Origin of the sequence: Nocardia arthritidis (assembly GCF_011801145.1) — a bacterium.
GTDB lineage: Bacteria > Actinomycetota > Actinomycetes > Mycobacteriales > Mycobacteriaceae > Nocardia > Nocardia arthritidis_A.
In genome coordinates, this window is the sequence record NZ_CP046172.1 from 9633166 (window position 1) to 9658567 (window position 25402).

Here is a 25402-nt window from a genome sequence, read left to right on the forward strand (position 1 = left end):
CGACTATCGGGTCGAAGTCAGCGCGCGGACGGATTCCGCGTCGAAGCGCGTGCACCGTCGTCGCCCAACACCATGCCGTAACCCACGACCTCACCTCTCCCGAAATAACCTGCGAAAAACAGTCTAGCTATTGTTCGACGGCGGAAATGAAGTTCAGCCTCGGCAGCCGCGACCGAGCAGGCCCGCGCTGCGACATCCCGGCGGCCCGGCCGGATGTCGCGGCCGCGCCGGACCCTCAGCTGGCGACGCTACGGGTCTCCACGGCGTGCAGCCGGCGAAATCGACTGCCGTGGAATACCAGCGGATCCACATCGCCCCTGGTCGCGAGCCGGTGGATCCGCAGGATCACCACGGTGTGGTCGCCCGCGGGCACCTGCGCCTCCGGCACACCCTCGATCCAGGCCGACGCACCCTCGATGAAGATCGCGTCGCCGGTGCCGCGATGGAGTCGCACCCCGGCGAAGCGATCGCCGGTGCGGGTGCCGAGGGCGCGGGCCGCGTCCTGTTGATCGGTACCGAGCAGGCTCAGCCCCAGATGCGTCGCGCCGGTGAGCTTCGGCCAGGTCGAGGAGTTGTTCTGCACGCAGAACGAGACCAGCGGCGGGTCGAGCGAAACCGGGACGAAGGTGCTCACCGCCAAACCGTGTGGCGTGCCGTCGATTTCGGCACAGACCGCGACGACGCCGCTCGGAAAATTGGCGAAGGCCCTGCGCAGCCCGGCACCGTCGGCCGGAAATTCGAAGGACTCATGCATGATTCGTCACCTCGACACCCGCGACAAGCGCCGATACCACCGGCCGCCATCGGTCGGTATAGCGCTCGATCACACCGTCTTCCTGGAATGTGCTGTCCGACAGGTAAAGGCCAGGCAGCGCACTGGTCGCGCCGAGTTCGGTGAGCACCGGTTTGAGCAGCAGATCGGGCGCGAGCGCGTGCACGGGACCGGCGCCGAGCATCACCGGGACGGCCACCACATCGGCCAATCCGGTTCCGCCGTCGAACTGTTCGAGAAACAGCTTCAGCAGCCCGGTGTAGGTGGCCTTGAAGGTCGGGCTCGCGAACACCACCAGCCGCGAATCGCGCACCGTGCGCACCGCTTCGGCGACGGCCGGATCACCCCAGCCGAGCAGCGCGGGCCCGAACGAGACGAGGTCGAACACGGTGGGTTCGATATCCGGCCGCAAACCCTTGGCCACCAGCGTCGCCGCGGTCAGCGTGCGGGAGGCCGGTTTCGGATTGCCGACGACTACGGTCACTGCCACTTTCGTATCCTCTTCACTCGCTCAGATGACCCCGTGCCAGGGCGGCGCGGCATCGTGCAGCAACGCCCGGCCCAGGTGCTGATATTTCCAGCGCACCGGGTCGTGCAGGGTGTGTGTCCTGGCATTGCGCCAGAAGTGGTGCAGGTTCAAATCGGCTGCGGCGCTGCGTGTTCCACCCACTTCGAACAGTGATGCGGACACCTCGTTGGCCGCGCGATCGGCGAGGACCTTGGCCGCGGCCACCGCCAGGGACGCTCGCGCGACCGGGTCGTCTCCATCCGGGCTCGCCGATACACCACCGAACGTTGCGGCCGAACGTCCTGAGGCTCCGAACAGTTCGCCGCCGGGCCGGGATGCCACACCGACGGTTGCGGCGTCCACCGCGGATCCCGCCGCGACCAGCGTCGCCTCGGCCGCCGTGACGGCGACCGACAATTCGCCGAAGCGCTGGATCAGCAGTGGGTCATCGATCGCGCGAGCGACACCCGACTCGAACCACGGACGACTCGTGGTGCGAACGAATTCCGTTGCGGCGGTGAGTGCCCCGCGGGCGATGCCCGCATCTATAGCGGCGTGCAGCAGTTGTGCGAAAGAGCCGTATCCGGTCGGTGCGCCCACCGCGCCCGCGCGGGCGATCAATTGGTCGCGGTCGACGAATACGCCGTCGAGGTGAACCGTGCCGCTGCCGGTCGTGCGTTGGCCGATTCCGTTCCAGTCATCGATGATTCGCACACCGGGAGTGTCGGCGGGCAGGTACGCGATGTACTCGCCCGCGGCGAGCCCGCTGACCTCCTCGGGATCGTCGAGTCTGGTCAGCACCGCCAGTACATCGGCGAAAAGAGAACCGGTGCAATAGAATTTGGTTCCGTCGATCTGGAAACGCGTGCCCGCAGGTCGCAGGGTCGTCGAGATATCGGCGACCGTCGCGCCGCTGCGCTCCGATTGCGCGTTGGCTATCCGGCCGCCCCGCAGCACCTTGCCGAAATAGTGCCTGCGCTGCTCGTCCGATCCGGCCAGCCGCAGCAGATTCAGATAAACGAAGTGACTGTGCGGTATTTGGGCGATATTCGGATCGGCGGCGGCGAGAATCCGCACCACCTCGGCCACCACGCTCGGCGGCAGATCGGCACCGCCGTACCCGGCGGGCACGGTCGCGGCGAGCAGTCCACTCGCCGCGAGCCGGTCCACCTCCGCGTACGGCAGTGCGCGGTCCCGGTCCCGCGCGGCCGCCCCCGACGCGAAGTCGGCCGCGAGTTCCCCGGCCACCGAAATGGCCTGCGCCGCAGACCTTATCTCGGCGGCGACCGCGGTCATCAGCCCACCGCCGCGACCGGTTGCTCCGCGGCCTCCAATTCGCGAACCAGCGGAAGCACTTTCGCGCCGAAGTACTCGATCTCCTCCTGGAAGTGCAGGAATCCGGCCAGGATGAGATCGACGCCGAGCCGCCGGTAGGCGACGATGCGTTCGGCCACCTGTTCCGGTGTACCGATCAGCCTGGTGCGGAAGCCGTCGTTGTACTGCACCAGATCCTCGAAGGTGGAATCGGCCCACATACCTTTCCGGTCCGCGGTGGACGCGCCCGCCTGCTGGACCGCGTCCCGGAACCCCTCCACCGCGGGCTTGTTCGCCTTCTCGATGATCTCCCGGAGCGTATCGTGCGCTTCCTTCTCGGTATCGCGGGCGATGATGAACCCGTTGAGCCCGAACTTCACCGAGCGATCGTACGCCCGCGCGATCGCGCGCAGCTCGTCCAATTGTTCGGTGACGCCGTCGAAATCCTTGCCGTTGGAGAAGTACCAGTCGGCGTAGCGGCCGCCGTTATGCCGCGCCGCCGTGGAGTTACCCCCTTGGAACAGTTCGGGATTCGGACGTTCCGGGGTGTTGAGCGGCTTGGGCTTCAGCGTGAAATCCCGGATGCGGTAGAAATCGCCGCCGTAATCCACGGCGTCCTCGGTCCAGATCTTGCGGATCACCTCGAGGAATTCGGCGCTGCGCCGGTATCTTTCGTCATGTTCCAGCCAGGGTTCGCCCAGCGCCCGGAATTCGCCCGCGAACCAACCGGATACGACGTTGATGGCGAAACGGCCATTGGACAGATGGTCGGCGGTGGCGCCGAATTTGGCGAGCACCGCGGGGTGCCACAGCCCGGGGTGCACGGCCGCGATCACCTTCAACCGCTCGGTCGCACCGAGCAGCGCCAGGCTGAACGACGTCGACTCGTGCTGGTATTCGGCACCGTAGGAGGCGGTGTAGCGGACCTGGGAGAGCGCGTAGTCGAACCCGTTGTTCTCCGCGGTGCGCGCGAGTTTCCGGTTGTATTCGAAATCCCAGCCGGTGCGCTGTTCGATATCACTGGTGACCAGTCCCCCGCTGACATTGGGCACCCAGTAGGCGAACCGGATCTGCTCGGCGATCTGCTCCGTACTCATGAATGTTGCTCCGTAGGGTCGGGGGCCGACGCTGGTTCCACTCCAGCACCCCGGTTCGATCGGCACGAGGGTTTGAATCTGTGCGATCGGATCGGTCGGCCACGGGTTTCAGACGTTGGCGAGTTCGTTCGAGAAGGTCGATCGGGCGAAGGCGCCGGCGGGCGCGAATCGCGCGAGCAATTGCGCCGCATCGATTCCGGTGACCCGGGTGATGAAATCGTGTGCGTCCCTGATGGATTCGACACCGAGGAACGGCTGCGGGCGGTGCAGCAGGCCGACGAGCGCTGCGGCGAAGTCCGGATCGACGGCGGCGGCGGCGAAGAGGTCGTTACCGATGTCGGCGAGTTCCGGATCACCCAGGAACAGCCGAGTCACCTTGTTCGCCGCATCGCCGCGGGCGGCGAGGAACGCGGTGTACTGCTTGGTCAACCAGTCCCCGTCGAACGGCCCATCGTGCACCGCGGCCGCGGCGACCAGGCGCTGCGCCTGGATCAGGCCGCTCTGCGCGCCCTGGCCCGCGATCGGGTCGTATGCGATCGCGGTGTCACCCAGCGCGGCGACAGCGTGCCCACCCGCGGTGCGGCCGACGCCGGCGCGCACGACCGGACGCACCGCACCCTTCAGCCAGGAATGCGGATCGTCGGCGATCACCTGGGTCGCCAGCACCTCGGGCAGATCCCATTCGATGAAGTCGCGGTAGAGGTCTCGCACGATTCGATGCGCCGATTCCGCCGAATCCGCTGCCGCGAACCGGCTTTCCCATTCGCTGCCCGGTTTCGCCCAGCCGAGGAAGGCCCAGCTCGGCCCGGCATCCTTGTGCAGGTACGGCCCCCACCAGCCCTCGCCCTGCTCGGCCAGGATCGAAAAGCCGCTGTGCGCACCACCCGCCGGACTGCGATGCGCGAAAACGCTCGCGTCATGGCCAATTCCGTTGACCGTAAGGGTCAGCAGCGAGCGCTGCGGCGCGGCATACGGCGTGCGCGCCGGATCGATGGGGAAAAGTTCGGACAGTCCGCCGCGACCGGTCGCCACCAGGGTGAGATCGTTCTCGGCCGCGATCGGATCGAGTGCTTCCGGAGTCACCGCCGCGACCACGAAGCGCCCGCCCCGCTCCAGGAATGCGGTGAGCCGTTCATCGGCCTTCAATCGGGTATCGACGGCGACACCGACATAACCGTCGAAATTCCCGTCGAATTGGATCAATTCGGCGCCATCGGGTCCGGCGATGCGCACGCTCAGACCGGTATGGCGGGGCGCCCGTGCGGTATAGCTGTCCAATCCGAGCGCGGCCTCGGCCTGTTGGGCCTCGCCGAATTCGAGCGCGGTACCGGTCGCGGGCACGTCGTCGCGCAGCGCGCGCTGATCGCGATCGCTGTACAGCGTGACGTCGAAACCCGCGTCGAGTAAACCGAGTGCCGCGGTGACACCGGTTTGTCCGGCGCCGATTACCGCTGCCCTACGAGTGGAATGGGAGGAATTCTGCGATGTCATGAATGAATTCTCCGGACGGCGCCACGTGTTCCGCAGTGTTGCGATCACGGAGAATCGATGGGCAGACAGGGATTTCCGGTGGCGTACCATTCGGCCCATGTCGTTCACCGTCGCCGATCTGAGCGGATCACGGGCAGAGCAGTATCAGCAGCTCGCCGACCAGGCGCGGGCGCTGGTCGCGGGCGAGGCCGACCGCGTCGCCAACGCCGCCAACCTCGCCGCGCTCGTCTATCACGCGCTGCCCGAACTGAATTGGGTCGGCTTCTATTTCTATGACGGCCGCGAACTCGTCGTCGGACCGTTCCAGGGCAAACCGGCCTGTGTCCGAATTCCGCTCGGCAAGGGTGTGTGCGGCACCGCGGCACAGTCGAGGGAAACTCAGCTGGTGCCCGATGTGCACGCCTTTCCCGGACATATCGCCTGCGATGCGGATTCGCGGTCGGAAATCGTTGTTCCGCTGATACACGATGGGGAATTGATCGGCGTATTCGATATCGACAGCCCGAAACCGGATCGCTTCGACGCCACCGATCGCGACGGCATCGAAACAATCGCCGGAATATTCGTCGACTCGCTCTGATCGAGAAAGCGGGGCTCCCACCGGAGCCCCGCGCTCAGGAAATCTCGGCGGCGGCAGCGCCCGGCCGGGCAACCGAATCCGGCAGCGCCGTCGACAGCGGACCGCCCAGGCGGTACCGCGCGCCGCGATGCTCGCCCGGCAGCCGGTCGCCCGCGCCGAACAGCGCGTTGCGCAGCGTCCCCGGCACGTATTCCGTTGGGTACACACCTCTTTCGGTGAGCACCGGCACCACGTGCCGGATCACGTCCTCGAACGTCCCCGGTGTGATCGCATAGGCCAGGTTGAACCCGTCGAGGTCGGTTTCGGCGACCCACTCCTGCAGCAGGTCCGCCACCGTCGCGCCGGATCCGACGAAAACCGGTCCCATACCGCCGATTCCGGCCCAGCGGCCGATATCCCGGACGGTCCACTCCCGGCCGTCGTCGTCGAATTCCTGGAAGGCCGCGACGGCCGACTGGATCGCGTTGCTCCGCACCTGTCCGATCGGATCGTCGAGGTCGTAGCGGGACAGGTCGATGCCCATCCAGCCGGACATGAACACCAGGCCGCCCTCCACGCTGGCGTAGGACAGGTACTCCTCGTGTTTGCGCCGCGCCGCCTCGTCGGTGGTATCGGTGATGATGGTGGCCAGCGCGTAGATACGCGCGGCGTCGCGGTCCCGGCCCGCCGCCGTCAGCGCCGCCCTGATCCGCGAAACAGTCTGCGCCAGTATTCGTTTCGATGGTCCCGCGACGAATATCGCCTCGGCGTTCTCGGCGGCGAACCGGACCCCGCGCGGCGACGCGCCCGCCTGATAGATCACCGGTGTCCGCTGCGGCGACGGCTCGGACAGGTGAATGCCGGGCACCGTGTAGTGCGCGCCGCGATGCCCGATGTGGTGCACCTTCGCCGGATCGACGTAAATGCCCTGTGCCGCATCGCGAATCACCGCGTCGTCGGCCCACGAGCCCTCCCACAGCTTGTACAGCACCTCGAGATATTCGTCGGCCTGGTTGTACCGCTCGTCGTGGTCGAGTTGATCGTCCGCGCCGAAATTCCGTGCCGCCGAGGGCAGATAGCCGGTGACGACATTCCAGCCGATCCGGCCTCCGGTGAGGTGGTCGAGGGTGGACAGCCTGCGCGCGAACGGATACGGATGCTCGAATCCGGTGCCGGTGGTGATGCCGAAGCCGAGATGTTCGGTCGCCGCGGCCATCGCCGAAACCAGCAGCAGCGGATCGGCGACCGGAATCTGCGCGCCCTGCCGCAGGGCGGCGATATCGTTGCCGCCGTACACGTCGTAGGTGCCGAGCACGTCGGCGATGAAGATGCCGTCGAATCGCCCGCGCTCCAGCAGCTTCGCCAGCTCGGTCCAGTAGCTCAGCTCCTTGTACCGATGCGACTGGTCGTCGGGATGCCGCCACAGCCCCGGCGATTGGTGCGCGACGCAGTTCATATCGAAGGCGTTGAAGCGAATTCGGCGGGTCATCGCGTGGCCTCCGCCCGGCGCTCGCCCGCACTCCATGCGAACGGCAGCTCCGCACCGTTGAGCAGATGATCGCCGATCGCCCGCGCCTTCTGAATGGCGGGATTGTGCACCGAGATGGTGCGGGCGTTGCGCCAGTGCCGATCCAGCCGCAGCCGCTCCGAAACCACCGATGCGCCACCGACTTCGAACAGCAGCGTGGTGGCGGGCAACACCTGATCGATCACCGCGAGCTGGGCCTGCGCGGCGGCGAGTTCGGCGGCGACCAAAGCCTTTTCGTCGCGCGCGCCATCGGCGAGCACACCGTCGAGCACATCGGCGACGGCCAGCACGGCCGCGCGGGCGGCGAACGCGGCGGCCGAGAGGCGGCCTATCACCTGCTGCACCAACGGATCCCGGCGCGGCAGGTCGGCCGCGGCGTGGGTATAGCTGCGGGTGCGCGCCGCAACCCACTCTCGCGCATCGCGTTCGGCCCGCTGCGCGATTCCGGCCAGCACCGCCAACTGCACCACCTGCAGGTAGGAGGTGGCGTAGGTGGGTCCGGCCACGCCGTAACCCGGCCCGAGAATCCGCTCGTCCGAAACAACGACATCAGTGAATTCCGTTGTGCCGCTGGCCGTCAGCCGCTGACCGAAACCATCCCAATCGTCGTGCTGTCGAACGCCGTCGGCCCGCGCGTCCACCAGCACGCCCACCCGCTCGCCGTCACGATCGGCCGCGGCCAGGATGTAATCGGCGTACAGCGAACCGGTGCTGTAGTACTTCACGCCGTTCAGCAGCCAATGATCGCCGTCCCTGGTCAATCGGGTGTGATACCGGTCGACCGCGCCGACGCCGGGTTCGGTGATCGCGTTTCCGACCAGCGTGCCCGCCGCGACCGCACGCAACCAACGTTCCCGCGCCGGACCCGGCTCGGCCAGCAGCTGATCCTCCACGAAGGAGAAGTGCACCCGCAGCGCCTGCGGCAGATTGGATTCGGCCGCGGCCAGCTCGACCAACTGCCGGAACAGCTGACGAACGGTCGCACCGTATCCGCCGTACTCGACCGGCACCCGCAACGCCCCGAATTTCGCCTCGCGCAGCCAGCCGACCTGTTCGTACGGCAGGGCTCGATCGATTTCGCGCTCGACCGCGCCCTCGGCGATGCGATCGAAGATCGGGCCGAAGATCGCATCGAGCTCGGCGTCCGATTTGCCGCGCTCCGCTTTCGCCTCCCGCCCCGTCGCTCGCGCGGCGGGATCGGTGCTGGATTTCGCCTCGATGGATGTCATCGCCCCACGATGACGCAGGTCGGCGGGCCGCTCACGGGTTGCGCGCAGCCCGATCGTAAATAGCGATCGGCAATGATGTCGGTGGTGACCGATAGAGTCGTCCCGTGGCTGGATCACAGTATTCGTTCACCGCGCGGGTGTGGGAACACCCGAGCGGGTCGTGGCATTTCGTATCGCTACCCGAGGAGATCGCCGATGAGATCGAGGAGCGCTACGCACATCTGGCCGGCGGCTGGGGCTCGGTGCGCGTCGATGTCACGATCGGCGAAAGCCGTTGGTCTACCTCACTTTTCCCGGACAAGGGCCGGGCGACCTATATCCTGCCGGTGAAGAAATCGGTGCGCACCGCCGAGGATCTGATCGCCGGTTCGGAGGCGAAGATCGAACTGGCCGTAGCCATTTGAGCGACGTCGCTCATCCGGCCTGGCTGCACTGCTTGAATATCTTGTCGTTCGCGGAGCGCGCCTTGTCCGCATCCTCTTTGCTCATTCCGAGCGTATTCGGATCCGCGGCCTTCTTGTCGTATTCGCTGCCGATCATCGCGCGCAGCCCGTCCTGCGAAATACCCTCATCCACATAGATTTTCGCGGCGCAATCGGTGAATCCCTGATCCCGCACGCCCTTGTCGCGCAGCGCCTTGGACAGATCGGCCGCGGTCACCTTGGGCGGGGTGGCGGCGGCTTTGTCGCTGCCACATGCGGTGAGCACGGGCAGGGCGACGAGCGCCGCGGTGAACAGGACGATCCGCACCTGACTCCCCTTTTTCTGATCGACGGGCCACCGCTGTCGAATGCCGTGGCGCACACGATCATGCCGCATGCCGCGGATCGGACACCAGACGGTCAGAGATCCATCGCGGCGCGCAGCGCGGTATCGAGCCGGTCCAGCGTTTCCGGGTCGACCGCATCGATCCGCTCGGCCAGCCAGCCGCGATAGATACGGCCGATATTGCCCGCGTGCAACCAGCCGTACCGGTCGACGGACACCGCGAGAATGTCCTGCGGATCCGCATCGACCACCTCGGCCGCGATCAGCCACGGGCGGGGTGATTCGTTGATGCCGTCGCTGCTGATGAGCACGATGGTGCGCCGGCGAGCCGAACCGTGCGGGTGATAGGTCCAGATTTCACCCCTGCGCACGCAGCTCCTCTTCGGCGGTGGTCAATTCCGCCTCGTCGGCCGCGGCCAGCGCGGCCACCTCGGGCACCGGCCCGACCCCGGTGCGCACCGCCTCGCGGCGCGCCGCCTTCGATATCCACGCCGACGGCGACATACCCGCGCGGGCCGCGGCCTGTTCGGCGAATGACCACGCGGCCGCGTCCAGCGAAAGGGTGACCTTACGCGTTGCCATACCATTTATCGTACCGGTTCGGCGCGGCTCCGCCAGTGCGGGAAATACGACGTCATCACGGGTATACAACATCTGATGTCAGCTGACTGCTGTTAAGGTCGGACCATTCGGCAACAGAGGTTGGGGATCGCGATGACCATGTTGAACCACTACCGCGCGGGCACGGGCGAACCGCTCGTGCTGGTACACGGAATCGGCAGCCGATGGCAGGTCTGGGAACCGCTCTTCGCGACGCTCGCCGAATCCTTCGACCTGATCGCGATCGACCTGCCCGGCTTCGGCGGTTCCACACCGCTCGCACGCACCACCGTGCGGACGCTGACCGACGCGGTCGCGGATTTCCTTGCGGCACAGGGCATCGAGCGTCCGCACCTGGCCGGTAATTCGATGGGCGGGTTGATCGCGCTGAACCTCGGGGCGCGCGGCCTGGCCCGTTCGGTGACCGCGTTCTCCCCGATCGGCTGCTGGGACAAGGCCGGTCGCGTCTGGTGCCAGCAGTCGCTGGGGAAGTCGGTGCTGCTGGCGCGGCGGTTGCGGCCGGCGCTGCCCGCCATCCTCGGCAATCCCGCGGGACGAACGGCGTTCCTGGGCTTGGTTTTCGGGAAACCGTGGGCCGTCACACCGCAGATCGCCCTGTACACCGCGTACGGCGCGGCCGACGCACCCGGCTTCGCGGAGGCGCTCGTCTCGTTCGCGGACGCGGAGCTCGAAAACGGGGGCCCCACAGGCATTCCCGTCACCATCGCGTGGGGAAACCGGGACATCCTGCTCACCTACGCCACCCAGAGCCGCCGTGCGAAGGTGCTGCTGCCCGCGGCCAGACACATCACCCTGCACGGCAGCGGCCATACGCCGTTCTACGACGATCCCGACGCCTGCGCGAAGGTGATTCTGGATCAGCTCGGCTGAGCGCCCGGATCGGTGAGCGTGGCCGCCGGTGCGGTGCCCAAGAGGATTCGCACCGCATTCGCCCAGCGCCGCCGCAGTATTCGAGTGCGGTCGACATTGCCGGTGAGCAGGCCGCGCATCGCCAGTCCGGTCATGATCTCGATGGTGAATTCGGTGATGGTCGGAATGCGCGGGTCGTCCGGGAATTCCGCGCGGAAGATATCGCGGATGCTCTCGTGCATCAGCACGAACAGCCGCTGTTCGAGCGGGAGGAAGGCCCGCAGCAGCTCCGGGTCGCTCCGTGCGCCGACCCAGATCTCCAGCGCGGCAAGGAATGTCGGCCCGGTGAACAGGCGGGAGGTCAGCTCCACCGCGCGGTCTATCCCGTCGGCGTACGGCCCTGCGGCGGAGAATTCCGCTGTCAGCTGGGCGGATCGGCGTGCGGCCAGATATTCGACGGTTCCGGTGAGCAGATCCGCCTTCGTCGGGAAGTGATGCTGCATGGTGCCGCGCGGCACACCGGCGCGCTGCTGCACCGCCAAAGTCGTTGTCCCCGCGTAGCCGACCTCGACCAGACTGGTGACCGCCGCGTCCAGGAGCCGCGCGCGCATGCGGTCGCTGCGCTGCCGCTGCGTCTCCCGGACGCGTTCCGTCATCGGCTATTTACCCTGCCATTTGGGCTCACGCTTCTGCGCGAACGCGAGCGCGCCCTCCGCGGCGTCCTTGGAAAATAGTGCGGGCAGCGCGATTTCGCCCTGTTTGGCGAAGGCCTCGGCCACCGACCAATCCGGGGATTCGTCGATGATCCGCTTGCTCGCTGCCACCGCGAGCGGTGCGGCGGCGGCGATCTGCGCGGCCAATTCCAGCGCGCCCGCCAGCGCCGCACCGGGTTCGGTGAGCCGGTTGACCAGCCCGAGCTGGTAGAGCCGTTCGGCGCCGATCCGTCCGCCGGTCAACGCCAGTTCGGCCGCCGTGCTGCGCGGCAGCCGCTGGGTCAGCCGGAGCACGCCGCCGCCGACGGCGACCAGCCCGCGCTTGACCTCGGGGATTCCGAACTGCGCGTTATTCGCCGCGACGATCAGGTCACCGGCGAGCGCCATTTCGAAACCGCCCGCGAGCGCGAACCCCTCCACCGCCGAAATCATCGGTTTGGCGGGCGGTTTCGCGGTGATGCCGAGCGGACCGCGCTTTTCCGTCAGCGCCATCTCACCTTTCGACGCTGCGACGAGATCCAATCCGGCGCTGAAGGTTCCACCCGCGCCGGTGAGCACGAGCACGCGGGCGGCGGCATCGGCCTCGAATTCGTCGACGGCGCGTTCGATGGCCTGCGCGGTGGCCAGGTTCACCGCATTGCGCACCTCGGGACGGTTGACGGTCAGCACGGTGATCGCGTCGTGGCGCTGCACCAGCACCAGATCCTCGGACATCGGAAATCCTCTCGATTATCCCTTGTCATTCCGGCGAGCGCCGGGATGACGGTGGGCGTGCGGCGGCGGGATCACAAGGTCAACCTGTCGGCCGCGGTCACCTCGGCGGCGGCGCCGATCGGATCGCCGTCGACGAAGGCCGAGACCGTCTCGGCGTCGGACGCTCGAACCAGTATGCGGGCGCCCGTAGGGGTGAGCCCGCTGACGACGACGGCCTCGGGCTCGTCGGCGTGTTCCGGCGCGGGCCCCTTGCGATAGGCGACGGTGTACGCCTCGACGGTCACCGGGCCGGTATACCCGAATGCCGAATCACGGTGCGCGGCAGGCACGTCCGCTTCAATCGCACGGAATATCCGGGTCGGCGGCCGCGATGAATAAACGCCGACACCGTGTTTGGTGATGTACCAGCCGAGCGCCGTTGCCAGACCGTAGGATTCGGGTTCCTCGCGTAGCAATCCGGCCAGCGTCGCAATCGAGTGGGTGGTGTAGTTGTTGCCGGGCCCGCCCGCGAAGGTGAGCCCGCCGGTGACCGAGAGCGGCCGCGCCGGATCGTCGATCGGCAGCCCGAGCGCCTCGGCCGCGACCTGAACGGCCACCGGAAAACACGAATAAAGGTCGATGTGCGCGACGTCATCGATGCCGATACCCGCCGCCCCGAGCGCGGCCCGCCCGGCCGCCGCGATGGCGGGTGACGCGGCCATATCCGCGCGCTCCGAGACGAACCACTCGTCGGTGGCCGTCGCGCCGCCGTGCGGGAAGACCCACCGCTCGCGCGGCACGCCCGCCGCGTCGGCCGCGGCCGCGCTGCACAGGATCAGCCCCGCGCCCAGATCCACCGACAGGTTCGCGACCAGCAGTTTCGGATACGGCGTCGACACCATCCGGTTGGCCGCGCTCGGCGTCACCAGATCGGCGACCGAACGTTCGACGGGTTGCCAGGCATACGGATTCCGGGCGGCGACGGCCGAGAACCGGGACCACAGCCCGCCTATCCTCTCCCGATGCGCCGTGATGCTCATTGCGAGCCTGCCGCGCAGCGCCGATTCCATGAGCGCGTAGAAGTACACCGGCCCCCACAGCCCGGCCGCGGTCTCCATCTCCGAATTCGGCGCCCGGTCCGTGCCGACGATCTCGTCCGGTACGGCGCTCTCCGGCTGCTCGGGCCAACCCGTCGGCGTGCCGGCGCGGGTCGCGGCATTCCAGGACGCGACCGCCTCGGCGCCCGCGAGCAGCGCGATCTCACAGCGGCCGTCGGCGATGGCCTGCGCGATGGTGTTCACCATCCGCTGCGGCGCGTCGCCACCGAAGCGCACCGATTGCAGCGTGCGCTTCGGTGATGCGCCGAGCTCGGCGGCGACCAGGGCGGCGAGATCGGTATACGGCCAGCTCACCGGGGCTATCCCGGCGACAATGTCGGCCGCGCGCAGCAGGCGGTCGCCGGTGGCGCTGTCCGCGCCCGCCCGGCGCAGCGATTCGGCGGCGAGTTCGACGGGGCCGGGCAGTCCCGGCTCACCCGGGCGATGCACCACCTGGCCGACCCCGACCAGCACCGGCGTCCGGGGATCCATTCCCGCTGGCAGCATGGGCTTCTCCAATCCCTTACCGTCAGAATTGACGGTAACTTGTCACTGATTAGAGCAGACCCCGGCGAACCGGGCAATAGCCATGGAGCCGATAACTGACTCACGGGTAATATCCGGAGATGGGCTCCAACATCGCACTGCGCATCGACGGCGACCGCGCATACGTCACCCTCGACCGACCCGATAAACACAACGGCCTGACCATCGAGATGCTGCGCGAACTCGCCGAGACTGCGCGCGGCATCGGCGCCCGCAAGGACATCAGGGCGGTGATCATCAGCGGCAACGGCCCAAGTTTCAGCAGCGGACTCGATATCGCCAAGGCCAGCGGCGACCCGCTGTCCATCGTGCGCGCCTTCATTCCGCTGCCGTGGCGCGGCACCAATGTTTTCCAGGAGGCCTGCTGGGCCTGGCGCAGGCTCGACGTTCCGGTGATCGCCGCGGTGCACGGCCGCTGCTACGGCGGCGGACTCCAGATCGCGCTGGCCGCCGATATTCGATACGCCACTCCGGATTCGGAATTTTCGGTCATGGAGGCCAAACACGGCTTGGTGCCGGATATGACCGGCGCGGCGTCATTGTCCCGGCTCATCGGATTCGACAGGGCGCTGTTGCTCACCATGACCGCCGATACCTTCGACGCCGCATATGCCGCCGAAATCGGGCTCGTCACCGAGGTGACGGCCGATCCGGTGGCCGCCGCGGAGAAACTCGCCGAACGGATCGCGACCCGCGCACCGCGGGCGGTCGCCGGCGCGAAACGGCTTTTCGACCGGTCCTGGCACGCCTCGCCGCGACGCACTTTCGCGATCGAGCGCGCGACCCAATTGCCGTTGATCGTGCGCCGGGCGCTCGCGGGCGGCAAATCCGCCCAATAGCAACGTATTTATGAACTTTCGGAACACAAGGCCGGAAATCTCCCCGCCCTGCTGTTAGCATTTCCGTCGATTTGCCAGCCAGTTCGAAGGTCGTGCGGGACACACTGCGGATGGTCTGTGTAGCGCCCCTTCGTCGAGAAACGGGAGGGCCGAAAGACTTTGACCAAGACCGCATCCATCCTGCTGTCCGCGATCGCAGGCGCCTCGGCCCTGCTCCTGACCGTCACCGCCCCAGCCACGGCGAACCCGAACGCCATCAACCCGATTCCGGTGCTCAACGGCACCACCGGGCTGCCCAATCTGGTCGGCCGGACCCGGGCGGTGTTCCAGGTGACGGGTATGGCCAGCCCCAACAACACCCAGTCGTACAACGTGCTCGGCACCGATCTGGGCATCATGTGGGATAACGGCGGCGGCGAAATGCTCACCGCATTCGGCGACAGCGCGGGCCTTGGTTTGCCGAATCTGCTCGCGGGCAGCACCTGGGCCTGGCGCAGCAATATTCTGGTGCGCAGCCACACCCACGATCCGGCCAACGGCATCTACTTCGACAGCGTGGTCCGTGACGTATTCGGGCAGGCCCGCGATCTGATTCCGAGTCCGAAGATTCCGTTTCTGGAGATCAGTCGCATTCCGACGGCGGGCATTTCGGTCAACGGCGTGCAGTACATGAGCCTTATGTCGGTGCGGAGTTGGGATAACGTCGGCCAGTGGACCACCAATTACTCCGGGCTCGCCGCATCGGCCGACAACGGGGAAACGTGGGCCGATCTCGCCTTCACCCGCCGGCCGAACGACGGCGGCAATGCCAACTTCCAGATGAACGCCTTCCTGAAGGACGGCGGGTTCGTCTACGAATACGGCACCAGATCCGGGCGCAACAATGCCGCGTATGTCGCGCGGGTGCCGGAGAACGATATCCAGAACATCGGCGAATACGAATACTGGACCGGCGACAAGTGGTCGCACAAGGGTGATGTGAATGCGGCGGCGCCCATCATGTTCGGCGTCGGCGAGCTGTCGGTGATGTACAACTCGTATCTGGGCCAATACATTTCGCTCACCACCGACCCGTGGAATTCGGTGGTCATGCGGCGCGCCCCCAGCCCGACCGGCCCGTGGACCGACCCCGAGGTGCTGATCGACACCAGGGAGCTCCCCACCGCGTACGCGCCCTCCATCTTCCCCTACCAAACCGGGCGCGACCTGTACTTCCTCACCACGGTGCACAGCCAGTACAACGTGGTGCTGATGCGCACGCCGCTGTAGGGCTTGACCTAAACATTGGTTCAGCTAGCAGGCTTGGGGTCGAGCGATCGACCGCGGAGGAACCATGACCCCGAGCCCTGTGCCCGCCTCGAACGAAACGACCAGCGCCACAGCGCAATTGCGCACGTGGCTACACACCAACGCATACCCCGTCGTGTCGACAGCACCCGACCACACCGGGCCGGACCTGCGTCGGCTCACCGACCGGCTCGGCGCCGCGACGGTGGCAGGTCTCGGCGAATCCACCAGATTCGCCGAGCAGACCTTCGGGGTGCGTGACCGCATCTTCCGAAACCTGGTGCGAGAGCACGGGTATCGGGCTCTCGCCATCCAGGACGACGCGCGGTCCGGCGCCCGTCTCGACCGGTACGTGCGAGATGGCGTCGGCGATCCCGAATCCGCGCTCGCCGACGCCTGGCAGCCGAACCGCACCGCGGAAATGATCGCGACGCTCTCCTGGATCCGGGACTTCAACCAGCGACATCCGGATGATCCGGTGCGCGTCTTCGGCGTCGAGCCAGCACATGCCAACAGCTCGGACTACGACGCGGTGTTCGACCACATCCGGCACGCGGCACCAGAGCTCCTGGGCGACATGGCAATTCACCTGAACCCGATCAGAACCGCCCATCGCATCCCCGAACATGTCCAGCGGCACCGGGGAATTCATCCGGGACGGCCATTCGCCGAGGACGCCCGCGACGCGCTCGCTCTACTGGACGGATTGCCGATGACACCGGAACACGATGTCGCGCTGCATCACATGCGGTTCATTGTCGCCTTCCATGAGCAGAGCGTGGCGGGCACCGGCAGCTTCGGCAGGGATGAACGGCCTTCCGCCGCAAGGGTTATCGAATGGCAGCAGCGGACCGGTGCGAAAATCGGTTATTGGGATGGCATTGCGCACACCTCCGCGCTCGCTCAGGGATCCATCGGGAGCTATCTACGGGAACACTTCGGAGACCGGTACGCATCGGTCGCCATCGGCTTCCACCACGGCGATCTCGGACTGGCCGTCGCGCCGACACCGTCGGCCGATCTGGTGGACGCACTGCTCGGCGAGGTCGAGCTGCCCGCCTACTATGTCGACTTGCACACTGCCGCAGCGCAATCCGTGCGGCACCTACTCGACGGGCCCGCTCAGCTACGGGTGATCAGCGGGGTATACGACCCGGCGGAGGACACTGCGGCGCGGATGCGGGTCGACTCCCTGACCGGCGCGTTCGACATCCTGCTGCACATTCGCGCGGTGACACCGGTGCACTGGCTGCCACAAGCCACGGCGTAAGGAAATGCGCTACGCCGGACCGTCGTCGGATTGCCTGGGGAGGCTGGCGGCAATGCCGTTGAGTACGTGGTCGAGACCGTAATGGAAGCGATCTTCCGGGGGCAGATGCGGGACCTGAGCCTCCATGACGGAACGGTTGAACATCGGATATCGGCCCTCGGCAAGGATCTTGGCGACATACGGTCCGACGTAACCGCTCATCCACTGTGCGATATCCATACCGGTCCGGCGCGCCTCGTCCAGCCAACCGATCTCCCGGTGGACCGCGCTGTGGACATAGTCGCCGAGCATCCCGGCGAGGCTGGCGATCTCATCGATATCGAGTCCGAAGCCGTCGAGCGCGGACCACAGGAATTCCTGTACGCGAAGCGAATTCGGGCCGAGCGTCGGTCGCCGGTTGGCCAGCGCGATCTGCCACGGATGCCGCAATCCGACCGCCCGCGAGCCTTCGGCGACGAGGGTCAGGTCGGCCCGCCAGTCACCGCTGGGCGCGGGCGGCAGCTCGATCTCGCCGAGGACCGCATCGATCATCAAGTCGATCAGGTCGTCGCGACCGGTGACGTACCGGTACAGCGACATCGCGCCCGCACCGAGTTCGGCGGCCACGCGGCGCATCGTCACGGCATCGATGCCGTCCTGATCGGCGACGGTGATGGCCGCCGCGGTGATCCGGTCCCGGCTGTAGCCCGGTCTGCGCCCCGGACCCGAGCGTTCGGGCTGTTCCGGGCGCATCCAGATCGTCTCCTGGCGCTGGCCGAGCATGAATCTCCCTTCGTTTGCGTACATCGTACCTGAATTGCTATCGTCAATTTGAGTACGTTGTACCCGAAAAGGAGAAGGATGATGACCACTCGACCGGTCTTCGACGATCCAGCACGCCGCGAGCTGGCGAACGACGTGGCGAACGGCTTCGCCGCCGCGCTGCAGGGCGCGGGCGGCGCCGACGATTACGATGCCGAATTCGCTGCGGATGTGTTGTGGGGCAGCCCATTCGGGGCAAGCGTCCGCGGCTGGGACGAACTCAACGCCATCCACCACCGGCTGACCGAGGCGAAGGTGGCACCGCCATCGCGGTTCGAAGTCGTCGCGGCATTCTCCCCATCGCCGGGCGTGGTGGTCACCCAGATCCGCAGGCAGGCAACGGAATCCGCGGGCTTCTCGGAAATGGCGCTGTACGTGCTCGCCGAGCGAGGTGGTCGCTGGTGGTTGACCGCGGCGCAGAACACTCCCGTCGGAGTGTCCCCGCTGGACCGTTCCGAAACGGAGCGGTGATATGCGACTGGCCATCGTCATCGGCAGCGTCCGCGAAGGGCGTTTCGGCCCGACCGTCGCGGCCTGGTTCGCGAATCAGGCCAAACGACACGGAGATTCGGAGCTCGACATCATCGATCTCGCCGAGGTGGCACTCGGGTCCGCCGGGCCGTCGGCGTCACCGCCCGCCGAGGTGGCGTCGGCACTCGACGAGCTGACCCCGCGCCTCGCCGCCGCGGATGCGTTCGTGGTGGTGACACCGGAGTACAACCACAGCTACCCCGCCGCGTTGAAGAACGCCATCGACTGGCACGGACCGCAATTCCACGCCAAGCCGGTCGCCTTCGTCTCCTATGGCGGACTCTCCGGCGGGCTGCGCGCGGTGGAACATCTGCGGCTGGTTTTCGCCGAACTGCACGCCGTCACCGTTCGCGACACGGTGAGCTTCCACGGCGCCTGGCAACAATTCGACGAACTGGGCGAGCTCCGCGACCCCGCCGCGGCCGAGGCCGCTGCCGAAAAGCTGCTGGACCAACTCGATTGGTGGGCGCTCACGCTGCGCGACGCGAAGGCCGAGCGACCTTACGTGGCCTGAAGCGCGATCAATACACTCGAACGCATGGATGCGGCCGATTGGGATACCCGGTACACCCAGACCGAATTGGTCTGGGGCGCACCGCCGAACAGCACGGTGGTGGAGCAGGTGTACGGCCTGGACCGGCGTATCCCGCTCCAGCCGGATACGCCGGGCGGCGAGCCGCCGGAGCTGCCGCGCGCGCTCGATCTCGCGTGCGGCGAGGGCCGCAACAGCCTCTGGCTGGCGACGCACGGCTGGCAGGTGCACGCCGTCGACTACTCCCAGGTCGGCATCGACAAGGGCCGCACCATCGCGACCCGGCTGTCGCGTGCGGTGCGCAGCCGGGTGCAGTGGCAGTGCGCGGATGTCACCGATTTCGCCGCGGCCGGCATCACCGGACCGTATGAGCTGGTGCTGATGGTCTTCCTCCACCTGCCGCCCGACCAGCGCCGCGAGGTCGTCCGCGCCGCGGCGAACGTCCTCTCCCCCGAGGGCACGCTGCTCGTTCTCGGCCACGATTCGATAAACCTGACCGAGGGTTTCGGCGGCCCGCAGGACCCGTCCATCCTCTTCACCCCCGCCGATATCCAGTCCGACCTCGCCCCGCTGTCCGAGCGCATCCGGGTCCGCGTCGCAGACCGCGTCTACCGCGCCACCGAAGGCCGCGACGCCATCGACGCACTGGTGGTCGCCACCCGCCTCCCGGATCCGGAAAACGCAACCGACGAATGACCGCACCCGAAATCTTCGGCCATGACGACGAGGAGACCACCGGAGCGGTAAGGGTTTTGGATCGGCCGTTCGCCTGACTCAATACGGCAGGAGCACCCGCCATGTCAGAGCCCATGGAATGAAAATGGCTGCGGTACAAAGAAGTACGGCCAATCGCAGCCGGAACGCGCCGGTTGTCGCCGCCCGCATGCGCCACCAGACGAAACCGGTTGCGATCGCCGTGAGCAGGACCAGCGATGCGAGGATATGCAGGAGCAGCCAGACGAGCGGCTGGCCCGCGAAGAAGGCCGACTCGGTTTGGCCGCCGAAAGAGAAGAGCCAGAGCAGATATCCGACGGTGCCCACCACCGTGACAATCCCGAGCAGGGCGAGCAATCCTGACCATCGGCGAATCGATTTCGACTGTGTCGCATCGCTTTTCGACCCGATCCAAGCGGTAAGCGGATAGCCGAGGAACCCGATCAGCATCAGGACGAGCATGCCGATGCGAACGAATGCGCTTTCGTACCAGGACACATCGCTCACCGGACGGCTCAGCGCCTCCTGCCGCGGCATCGGACCGATCAGGCTCGATGACGGCGGATTGCCCGCGGCGACCTCGTGGATCCATGCGGTGATCACATCGGCGTAGCCGGGCATGAGTTCGCCGAGCGTCCTGCCGTTGACGACCGCGCCGCCGACCCGATCGAAACCGTCCGAGGTGCGATGACCGTTGTGTGCCGCCAAGTGTACGAAACGTAGCGTGGCATGCGGGTTTTCGGAGAGCGCCTGCTGAAAGATCCGCGCGCTCTCCGCGGGTGGCGACTGGGTGTCACGCTCACCCCACAGCGCGAGCACCGGCTGGTGGACCTGCCGCAATACGGCCGCCGGATCGTGGTCGGCCTCGGGGAATACGCCCAGACTGTCGAGGAATTGCCCGCCCGGCCCGGCGACCGCGTCCAGTAGCGATCCCGAAACACCGTGGTGGCGTAGCACATTGTCGGCGCTCCAGGTCGACTGGCGCAGCGGCGGCTGCCCCGATCCGCCGATCGTCACGACGAAGGCGACGTCCGGCGATTTCGCCGCCGCGATCGGCGATACCCAAGCGCCCTCGCTCAATCCCCAGAGCCCGACCTTCGACGCGTCGACGTCGGGGCGGGTCCGCAGCAGTTCGACTCCGGCGAGCGCATCATCGGCGAGCTGCGCGTAGTCACGATGGGTGACCGAATATCCATCCGTCCGCTTGTCGAACGCCAGGGTCACGATCCCGGCCCGCGCGAAAGCCTGTGCCTCGGGGACGTATTGGGCGCGCTGCCCCTTACCCGATCCGTGCACTAGAACGACCCCGGGCGACCTGGCCACCGCACCGGGCGGCAGATAGACGGTGCCGTGCAGGGTGGTGCCGTGACTCTGGAATTCCACCTCCTCTGTTCGCGTATCCTGCTGCACCGGTTGGGCATTCGCCGCTCCAGCGCTCAGCGGACCGATAAGGACGACCATCGCACAGCCGATCACCAGCAGCAGCCGTCGTGCGAAGCCGCTGAGTTCCGCCGCGTGGGAGTGGAGTACACGCATGCGCAGACCGTAGGAGCGGCCGATGCGTTCGAGCATCGAACCCTGGTGTGAGACAACGAATCATCGCGTCATACCCGGGTCCGATGCCCGGATCACTCCGACCAGCGCCGCAACCACGGCGTAACCGTCGCGCCGATCTCCTCGAAACCGGAACGAAACGAATGCGGCTGTCCCGGAATGACTTTCACCTCGGCGGCGTCGGCGGCATCGGGCACACCGAACGGATCGTTGGCACCGTTGATCACCACCACCTCGATCTTCCCCGGCGCGAGCAGTTCCGCGCGCCGCGTGTTCTCCGGTTTACCGGGTGGATGCAGCGGAAACGACAGCGCGATCACCCCGCGCGCCGCCACGTCCACCGCGGTCCGACAGGCGACCCGGGCGCCGTTGCTGCGCCCGCCCTGGATCAGCGGCGCCCGCTTCACCCGATTGCGCAGGTCGGCGATGATCTCCAGCCATGCCTCGTCCTGTTTGACGGCCGATCCGGGCGCCCGCCGTCCGGCCACTCGGTAGGGCTGCACCACCCGCGCGACCGCGCCGCCGAGCTCCAGCGCCGAATCGCGCACGGCGAGTAGGTCTTTCGCATCGACGCCACCGCCGGAGCCGTGGGTGAGCACCAGTAGGAAGGCGGGTTTCCTCGGTTTGTCGAGCTCGATCTCCGCGGGTCCCGCGCTCGTCTCGATTCGCACACCTCACCGTAGCCGCCGGGCGCCCTGGTGATCCGCTGGCCACCCGTCGCAATCCTGCGAATCACCGTCCTAACCCGCCCGATTACGAGCTATCGACGGGCAGCTATCTCCCCAGGTAATGGCGACCAGCGATTTGCTATCCGATCACCAATGCGCGCGACGTCCCGCGACACGACCGAACGGCGGTGTTCGTCGCATCACATTTGCCCGTTCCAACCTTGGCCAGCGCTATTACCCGCCGGTAATATGAGGATAAGTTACCCGCGAGTAGCATGCGCAACTCCGGCACGGCTATCCGATGGCAACAACGGGCGGGAACGGCAGACAACCGACCGCACCAACTCAACGGAGAGTGAGTACTGACATGGGGCACTACAAGTCCAACGTGCGCGACCTGGAGTTCAACCTCTTCGAGGTGCTGGGCCTTGGTTCGATCCTCGACAGCGGCGCCTACGGCGACCTGGACACGGACACCGTCAAGGAGATGCTCAACGAGGTGCGTCGCCTGGCCGAGGGTCCGCTCGGTGAATCCTTCGCCGACGCCGACCGCAACCCGCCGGTCTTCGACCCGAACACCCACTCGGTCACCCTCCCGGAGTCGTTCAAGAAGAGCTACCGCACGCTGCAGGACGGCGGCTGGGACAAGCTGGGCATCGCCGAGGAACTGGGCGGACTGAACATCCCGCGCGCCGCCTACTGGGCGATCGCCGAGCTGATCCTGGGCGCGCAGCCCGCCGCGTTCATGTACGCCGCTGGCGCGGGTTTCGCGAACATCTTCTACAACAACGGCACCGAAGAGCAGCAGGGCTGGGCGAAGATCGCCGCCGAGCAGGGCTGGGGCGCCACCATGGTGCTCACCGAGCCGGACGCTGGTTCGGATGTCGGTGCGGGTCGTACCAAGGCGATCAAGCAGGAGGACGGCTCCTGGCATATCGAGGGTGTGAAGCGGTTCATCACCTCCGCTGATTCCGATGACCTGTTCCCGAACATCATGCATTTGGTGCTGGCCCGCCCGGAGGGCGCGGGTCCGGGTACCAAGGGGTTGTCGTTGTTCTTCGTGCCGAAGTTCCATTTCGATCACCAGACCGGTGAATTGGGTGAACGCAACGGCGTTTTCGTCACCGGCGTCGAGCACAAGATGGGTTTGAAGGTGTCGGCCACCTGCGAGGTCACCTTCGGCGGGCACGGGATCCCGGCCAAGGGGTGGCTGGTCGGTGAGGTGCACAACGGTATCGCGCAGATGTTCGAGGTGATCGAGCACGCGCGGATGATGGTGGGCACCAAGGCGATCGCGACCTTGTCGACCGGATATTTGAACGCGCTGGACTACGCCAAGCAGCGGGTGCAGGGCGCGGATCTGACCCAGATGACCGATAAGGCCGCCCCGCGGGTCACCATCCACCCACCACCCGGATGTGCGGCGCTCGCTGACCATGCAGAAGGCCTACGCCGAGGGGCTGCGCGCGGTGTACCTCTACACCGCCGCGCACCAGAACCCCGATGTGGCGCAGCTGGTGTCGGGCGCCGACAAGGATCTGGCGGCGCGGGTCAACGATCTGCTGCTGCCGATCGTGAAGGGTGTCGGCTCCGAGCGGGCCTATCAGTACCTGACCGAATCCCTGCAAACCCTGGGTGGTTCGGGGTTCCTGCAGGACTACCCGATCGAGCAGTACATCCGCGACGCCAAGATCGACTCGCTGTATGAGGGCACCACCGCCATCCAGGCGCAGGACTTCTTCTTCCGCAAGATCGCCCGCGACCGCGGCGTCGCCCTGGCCCATGTGGCCGGGCAGGTGCAGAAGTTCATCGACTCCGAAGCGGGCAACGGCCGACTCAAGGGTGAACGCAAACTGCTGGCCACCGCGCTGGAAGACGTCCAAGCCATGGCGGCCAGCCTGACCGGGCACCTGATGGGCGCCCAGCAGGACCCCAAAGAGCTCTACAAGGTCGGCCTGGGATCGGTGCGGTTCCTGCTCGCCGTCGGTGACCTGCTCATCGGCTGGCAGCTGCTGCGCGGCGCCGAGGTCGCCATCCAAGCCCTCGACAACGGCGCCACCGAGGCGTTCTACCACGGCAAGGTCGCGGTCGCGCAGTTCTTCGCCCGCAACGTCCTACCCGAACTGACCGCCACCCGCACCGTACTGGCCAACCTCGACAACGACATCATGGAACTGGACGAAGCCGCCTTCTAACGCGCCGCATCGACTACGAAACGGGCCGCGATTCCTTCGGATGGGAATCGCGGCCTGTTTCGTCGATTCTCGAATCATCAAGTACGACAAGGTTTCCGCCGCAGCGCTTGGCCTGATACATGGCGGCGTCGGCGGCGTGCAGCAGCTGATCGGCGGTGGCGCGCGGACACTGGCGCGGCGCGCCGTCGGAGACCGCGACGCCGATGCTCGCGGTGACCGCGACCTCGCCGGGTGACTGCGCCACCGCCGAGCGCAATCGCTCGGCCTGCGCGGCCGCCGTGGCCAGCGTCATCCGCCCGACGATCACGAACTCCTCGCCGCCGACCCGGGCGACCACGGCGCGCGGATCGGCCGCCTCGCGCAGCCTGCGCGCCGTATCGACCAGCACCTGGTCACCGATGCGGTGGCCGAAGGTGTCGTTGACTGCCTTGAACCGGTCGAGATCGACGCTGATCACACTGATTTCGGTAGCCGGCCGGTGTGCGTCGGACCTGCGGAGGTTGTCGTATTCACCGAGCATTCTGGTGAGCCGATGCTCCAGGCCGCGGCGGTTCAGCAAGGTGGTGAGCGGGTCGAGCAGTGATTCGGTCCGCAACAGCCAGTTGACGTACTGCAAGGTGGGCAGTACGACAACGACGCCGCACACCATGGTCAGCACAATGGCGCAGGCGATCCGCGGGTCGATGCCCTCGATCACCATTCGCACGGCCAGCACGAGCACCGTCAGCAACGACCATGCGGAATGTGCCGCAACCACTTTGGCGCTATGGAAAAAGGTCAAATAGCCGCCCGCGGCGACCAGCAGAATGGCGAGCAGCGCACCGTAGACGCGGTTGGCGTCCTGCAGCACATTGGCGGTGACGGCCAGGTCGGCGAGCCCGAACAGTATCAGCGATTCCGTCTCCTGCGGCCACGGTCGCACCGCCCACCACACGGACCAGAAAACGGCGAACGCCAGGCAGATACCGGCCACCACATGTCCGACCCTGCCCTGTGGGCCGTACGCGGAGAACAGCGTGAGGAGCGTGATGATCGCCATCACGGCACCACCCACCGCGATATTCAGCCGCACCCAGCCGAGTGCCGAATGGGAGGCGAGCGCCTGCACCTGCCAGGAGTAATCGGCCGGATCGCGCCACCACTGCCGCACTGACGTGCGAGCATCGCCCATCTGGAACCACCTAGCGTCTCGGAAAGGATCCGCCAAACCCTTCGGCAACGCCCAG

The 25402-nt window shown here is 66.8% G+C and carries 26 protein-coding genes and 1 pseudogene; 10 read left to right on the plus strand and 17 right to left on the minus strand.

Going from position 1 to position 25402, the window contains the following annotated elements:
• Nucleotides 1–235 precede the first annotated feature (235 nt).
• The 5 genes from F5544_RS43940 to F5544_RS43960 form a co-directional block, all read right to left on the minus strand.
• On the minus strand, nucleotides 236–754 hold the full coding sequence (locus tag F5544_RS43940) for a flavin reductase family protein (RefSeq protein ID WP_167478594.1): 519 nt from the start codon (nucleotides 752–754) through the stop codon (nucleotides 236–238).
• Nucleotides 747–1262 carry an NADPH-dependent FMN reductase gene (locus F5544_RS43945; RefSeq protein ID WP_167478595.1) on the minus strand — a complete coding sequence of 172 codons (516 nt, stop codon included), beginning with the start codon at nucleotides 1260–1262 and terminating at the stop codon, nucleotides 747–749. The genes F5544_RS43940 and F5544_RS43945 overlap by 8 nt, the downstream gene beginning before the upstream one ends.
• 21 nt (nucleotides 1263–1283) lie before the next feature.
• Nucleotides 1284–2576 carry an acyl-CoA dehydrogenase family protein gene (locus tag F5544_RS43950; protein WP_167478596.1) on the minus strand — a complete coding sequence of 431 codons (1293 nt, stop codon included), beginning with the start codon at nucleotides 2574–2576 and terminating at the stop codon, nucleotides 1284–1286.
• Nucleotides 2576–3691, minus strand: a complete 1116-nt coding sequence (gene sfnG, locus F5544_RS43955; protein WP_167478597.1) for a dimethylsulfone monooxygenase SfnG — start codon at nucleotides 3689–3691, stop codon at nucleotides 2576–2578. The genes F5544_RS43950 and sfnG overlap by 1 nt, the downstream gene beginning before the upstream one ends.
• Nucleotides 3692–3799: 108 nt before the next feature.
• Nucleotides 3800–5182, minus strand: a complete 1383-nt coding sequence (locus F5544_RS43960; protein ID WP_167478598.1) for a styrene monooxygenase/indole monooxygenase family protein — start codon at nucleotides 5180–5182, stop codon at nucleotides 3800–3802.
• A gap of 97 nt (nucleotides 5183–5279) precedes the next feature.
• Here F5544_RS43960 and F5544_RS43965 point away from each other — a divergent pair, with 97 nt between their 5' ends.
• On the plus strand, nucleotides 5280–5762 hold the full coding sequence (locus tag F5544_RS43965; protein WP_167478599.1) for a GAF domain-containing protein: 483 nt from the start codon (nucleotides 5280–5282) through the stop codon (nucleotides 5760–5762).
• Nucleotides 5763–5796: 34 nt separating this feature from the next.
• Here F5544_RS43965 and F5544_RS43970 read toward each other — a convergent pair whose 3' ends face one another.
• On the minus strand, nucleotides 5797–7230 hold the full coding sequence (locus F5544_RS43970) for an LLM class flavin-dependent oxidoreductase (RefSeq protein ID WP_167478600.1): 1434 nt from the start codon (nucleotides 7228–7230) through the stop codon (nucleotides 5797–5799).
• Nucleotides 7227–8498: an acyl-CoA dehydrogenase family protein gene (locus tag F5544_RS43975; protein WP_167478601.1), complete on the minus strand. Its 1272-nt coding sequence runs from the start codon at nucleotides 8496–8498 to the stop codon at nucleotides 7227–7229. The genes F5544_RS43970 and F5544_RS43975 overlap by 4 nt, the downstream gene beginning before the upstream one ends.
• Nucleotides 8499–8602: 104 nt before the next feature.
• On the opposite strand from F5544_RS43975, the gene F5544_RS43980 reads away from it, so the two are divergent.
• A complete protein-coding gene (locus F5544_RS43980; protein WP_167478602.1) occupies nucleotides 8603–8902 on the plus strand; it encodes a DUF1905 domain-containing protein in 300 nt (99 codons plus the stop codon).
• Between the two features lie 10 nt (nucleotides 8903–8912).
• Here the strand turns inward: F5544_RS43980 and F5544_RS43985 are convergent, their stop codons facing one another.
• From F5544_RS43985 to F5544_RS43995, 3 genes are all read right to left on the minus strand, one after another.
• Complete coding sequence (locus F5544_RS43985) at nucleotides 8913–9248, minus strand: hypothetical protein (RefSeq protein WP_167478603.1); 336 nt, start codon at nucleotides 9246–9248, stop codon at nucleotides 8913–8915.
• A gap of 92 nt (nucleotides 9249–9340) precedes the next feature.
• On the minus strand, nucleotides 9341–9637 hold the full coding sequence (locus F5544_RS43990) for a hypothetical protein (RefSeq protein ID WP_167478604.1): 297 nt from the start codon (nucleotides 9635–9637) through the stop codon (nucleotides 9341–9343).
• Nucleotides 9624–9848, minus strand: a complete 225-nt coding sequence (locus tag F5544_RS43995) for a hypothetical protein (protein ID WP_167478605.1) — start codon at nucleotides 9846–9848, stop codon at nucleotides 9624–9626. Before F5544_RS43995 ends, F5544_RS43990 begins: the two co-directional genes overlap by 14 nt.
• Before the next feature lie 132 nt (nucleotides 9849–9980).
• Here F5544_RS43995 and F5544_RS44000 point away from each other — a divergent pair, with 132 nt between their 5' ends.
• The gene (locus F5544_RS44000) at nucleotides 9981–10757 is read left to right on the plus strand and encodes an alpha/beta fold hydrolase (protein ID WP_167478606.1); all 777 of its coding nucleotides are present in this window, start codon (nucleotides 9981–9983) and stop codon (nucleotides 10755–10757) included.
• Here F5544_RS44000 and F5544_RS44005 read toward each other — a convergent pair.
• The 3 genes from F5544_RS44005 to F5544_RS44015 form a co-directional block, all read right to left on the minus strand.
• A complete protein-coding gene (locus F5544_RS44005) occupies nucleotides 10745–11392 on the minus strand; it encodes a TetR/AcrR family transcriptional regulator (protein WP_167478607.1) in 648 nt (215 codons plus the stop codon). The two genes, F5544_RS44000 and F5544_RS44005, sit on opposite strands and share 13 nt — an antisense overlap.
• Nucleotides 11393–11395: 3 nt before the next feature.
• The gene (locus F5544_RS44010; RefSeq protein WP_167478608.1) at nucleotides 11396–12163 is read right to left on the minus strand and encodes a crotonase/enoyl-CoA hydratase family protein; all 768 of its coding nucleotides are present in this window, start codon (nucleotides 12161–12163) and stop codon (nucleotides 11396–11398) included.
• Between the two features lie 71 nt (nucleotides 12164–12234).
• Nucleotides 12235–13746 carry an acetyl-CoA acetyltransferase gene (locus F5544_RS44015; RefSeq protein ID WP_167478609.1) on the minus strand — a complete coding sequence of 504 codons (1512 nt, stop codon included), beginning with the start codon at nucleotides 13744–13746 and terminating at the stop codon, nucleotides 12235–12237.
• Between the two features lie 131 nt (nucleotides 13747–13877).
• Between F5544_RS44015 and F5544_RS44020 the strand changes: the two genes are divergently transcribed.
• The 3 genes from F5544_RS44020 to F5544_RS44030 all read left to right on the plus strand — a co-directional run bounded on the left by F5544_RS44020 (nucleotide 13878) and on the right by F5544_RS44030 (nucleotide 17181).
• Complete coding sequence (locus F5544_RS44020) at nucleotides 13878–14624, plus strand: crotonase/enoyl-CoA hydratase family protein (protein ID WP_167479918.1); 747 nt, start codon at nucleotides 13878–13880, stop codon at nucleotides 14622–14624.
• Between the two features lie 159 nt (nucleotides 14625–14783).
• Nucleotides 14784–15893: a DUF4185 domain-containing protein gene (locus F5544_RS44025; protein WP_167478610.1), complete on the plus strand. Its 1110-nt coding sequence runs from the start codon at nucleotides 14784–14786 to the stop codon at nucleotides 15891–15893.
• 64 nt (nucleotides 15894–15957) lie between these two features.
• A complete protein-coding gene (locus tag F5544_RS44030; protein WP_167478611.1) occupies nucleotides 15958–17181 on the plus strand; it encodes an erythromycin esterase family protein in 1224 nt (407 codons plus the stop codon).
• Nucleotides 17182–17190: 9 nt separating this feature from the next.
• Here the strand turns inward: F5544_RS44030 and F5544_RS44035 are convergent, their stop codons facing one another.
• Nucleotides 17191–17943, minus strand: a complete 753-nt coding sequence (locus F5544_RS44035; protein ID WP_167478612.1) for a TetR/AcrR family transcriptional regulator — start codon at nucleotides 17941–17943, stop codon at nucleotides 17191–17193.
• Between the two features lie 78 nt (nucleotides 17944–18021).
• Between F5544_RS44035 and F5544_RS44040 the strand changes: the two genes are divergently transcribed.
• The 3 genes from F5544_RS44040 to F5544_RS44050 are packed head-to-tail and all read left to right on the plus strand — an operon-like array spanning nucleotide 18022 to nucleotide 19741.
• Nucleotides 18022–18453: a DUF4440 domain-containing protein gene (locus tag F5544_RS44040; protein WP_203217476.1), complete on the plus strand. Its 432-nt coding sequence runs from the start codon at nucleotides 18022–18024 to the stop codon at nucleotides 18451–18453.
• A gap of 1 nt (nucleotide 18454) precedes the next feature.
• Nucleotides 18455–19027, plus strand: coding sequence for an NADPH-dependent FMN reductase (locus F5544_RS44045; RefSeq protein ID WP_167478613.1), 573 nt, complete (start codon nucleotides 18455–18457; stop codon nucleotides 19025–19027).
• Between the two features lie 24 nt (nucleotides 19028–19051).
• A complete protein-coding gene (locus F5544_RS44050) occupies nucleotides 19052–19741 on the plus strand; it encodes a class I SAM-dependent methyltransferase (RefSeq protein WP_167478614.1) in 690 nt (229 codons plus the stop codon).
• A gap of 78 nt (nucleotides 19742–19819) precedes the next feature.
• On the opposite strand, the gene F5544_RS44055 is transcribed toward F5544_RS44050, so the two are convergent.
• Both F5544_RS44055 and F5544_RS44060 read right to left on the minus strand, forming a co-directional pair.
• Nucleotides 19820–21295: an alpha/beta hydrolase family protein gene (locus tag F5544_RS44055; RefSeq protein ID WP_167478615.1), complete on the minus strand. Its 1476-nt coding sequence runs from the start codon at nucleotides 21293–21295 to the stop codon at nucleotides 19820–19822.
• 92 nt (nucleotides 21296–21387) lie between these two features.
• A complete protein-coding gene (locus F5544_RS44060) occupies nucleotides 21388–21984 on the minus strand; it encodes an alpha/beta hydrolase family protein (RefSeq protein WP_167478616.1) in 597 nt (198 codons plus the stop codon).
• Nucleotides 21985–22348: 364 nt separating this feature from the next.
• On the opposite strand from F5544_RS44060, the pseudogene F5544_RS44065 reads away from it, so the two are divergent.
• Nucleotides 22349–24176, plus strand: a pseudogene (locus F5544_RS44065) (acyl-CoA dehydrogenase).
• A 13-nt stretch (nucleotides 24177–24189) separates the two neighbouring features.
• On the opposite strand, the gene F5544_RS44070 reads toward F5544_RS44065, so the two are convergent.
• On the minus strand, nucleotides 24190–25347 hold the full coding sequence (locus F5544_RS44070) for a GGDEF domain-containing protein (protein WP_167478617.1): 1158 nt from the start codon (nucleotides 25345–25347) through the stop codon (nucleotides 24190–24192).
• Between the last annotated feature and the right edge of the window lie 55 nt (nucleotides 25348–25402).

Coding starts and splice junctions, on each gene's coding strand:
- F5544_RS43940 (WP_167478594.1), bottom strand. CDS start 754: ATGCATGAGTCCTTCGAATTTCCGGCCGACGGTGCCGGGCTGCGCAGG.
- F5544_RS43950 (WP_167478596.1), bottom strand. CDS start 2,576: ATGACCGCGGTCGCCGCCGAGATAAGGTCTGCGGCGCAGGCCATTTCG.
- sfnG (WP_167478597.1), bottom strand. CDS start 3,691: ATGAGTACGGAGCAGATCGCCGAGCAGATCCGGTTCGCCTACTGGGTG.
- F5544_RS43960 (WP_167478598.1), bottom strand. CDS start 5,182: ATGACATCGCAGAATTCCTCCCATTCCACTCGTAGGGCAGCGGTAATC.
- F5544_RS43965 (WP_167478599.1), top strand. CDS start 5,280: ATGTCGTTCACCGTCGCCGATCTGAGCGGATCACGGGCAGAGCAGTAT.
- F5544_RS43970 (WP_167478600.1), bottom strand. CDS start 7,230: ATGACCCGCCGAATTCGCTTCAACGCCTTCGATATGAACTGCGTCGCG.
- F5544_RS43975 (WP_167478601.1), bottom strand. CDS start 8,498: ATGACATCCATCGAGGCGAAATCCAGCACCGATCCCGCCGCGCGAGCG.
- F5544_RS43995 (WP_167478605.1), bottom strand. CDS start 9,848: ATGGCAACGCGTAAGGTCACCCTTTCGCTGGACGCGGCCGCGTGGTCA.
- F5544_RS44000 (WP_167478606.1), top strand. CDS start 9,981: ATGACCATGTTGAACCACTACCGCGCGGGCACGGGCGAACCGCTCGTG.
- F5544_RS44005 (WP_167478607.1), bottom strand. CDS start 11,392: ATGACGGAACGCGTCCGGGAGACGCAGCGGCAGCGCAGCGACCGCATG.
- F5544_RS44010 (WP_167478608.1), bottom strand. CDS start 12,163: ATGTCCGAGGATCTGGTGCTGGTGCAGCGCCACGACGCGATCACCGTG.
- F5544_RS44015 (WP_167478609.1), bottom strand. CDS start 13,746: ATGCTGCCAGCGGGAATGGATCCCCGGACGCCGGTGCTGGTCGGGGTC.
- F5544_RS44030 (WP_167478611.1), top strand. CDS start 15,958: ATGACCCCGAGCCCTGTGCCCGCCTCGAACGAAACGACCAGCGCCACA.
- F5544_RS44035 (WP_167478612.1), bottom strand. CDS start 17,943: ATGCTCGGCCAGCGCCAGGAGACGATCTGGATGCGCCCGGAACAGCCC.
- F5544_RS44040 (WP_203217476.1), top strand. CDS start 18,022: ATGATGACCACTCGACCGGTCTTCGACGATCCAGCACGCCGCGAGCTG.
- F5544_RS44045 (WP_167478613.1), top strand. CDS start 18,455: ATGCGACTGGCCATCGTCATCGGCAGCGTCCGCGAAGGGCGTTTCGGC.
- F5544_RS44050 (WP_167478614.1), top strand. CDS start 19,052: ATGGATGCGGCCGATTGGGATACCCGGTACACCCAGACCGAATTGGTC.
- F5544_RS44055 (WP_167478615.1), bottom strand. CDS start 21,295: ATGCGTGTACTCCACTCCCACGCGGCGGAACTCAGCGGCTTCGCACGA.
- F5544_RS44070 (WP_167478617.1), bottom strand. CDS start 25,347: ATGGGCGATGCTCGCACGTCAGTGCGGCAGTGGTGGCGCGATCCGGCC.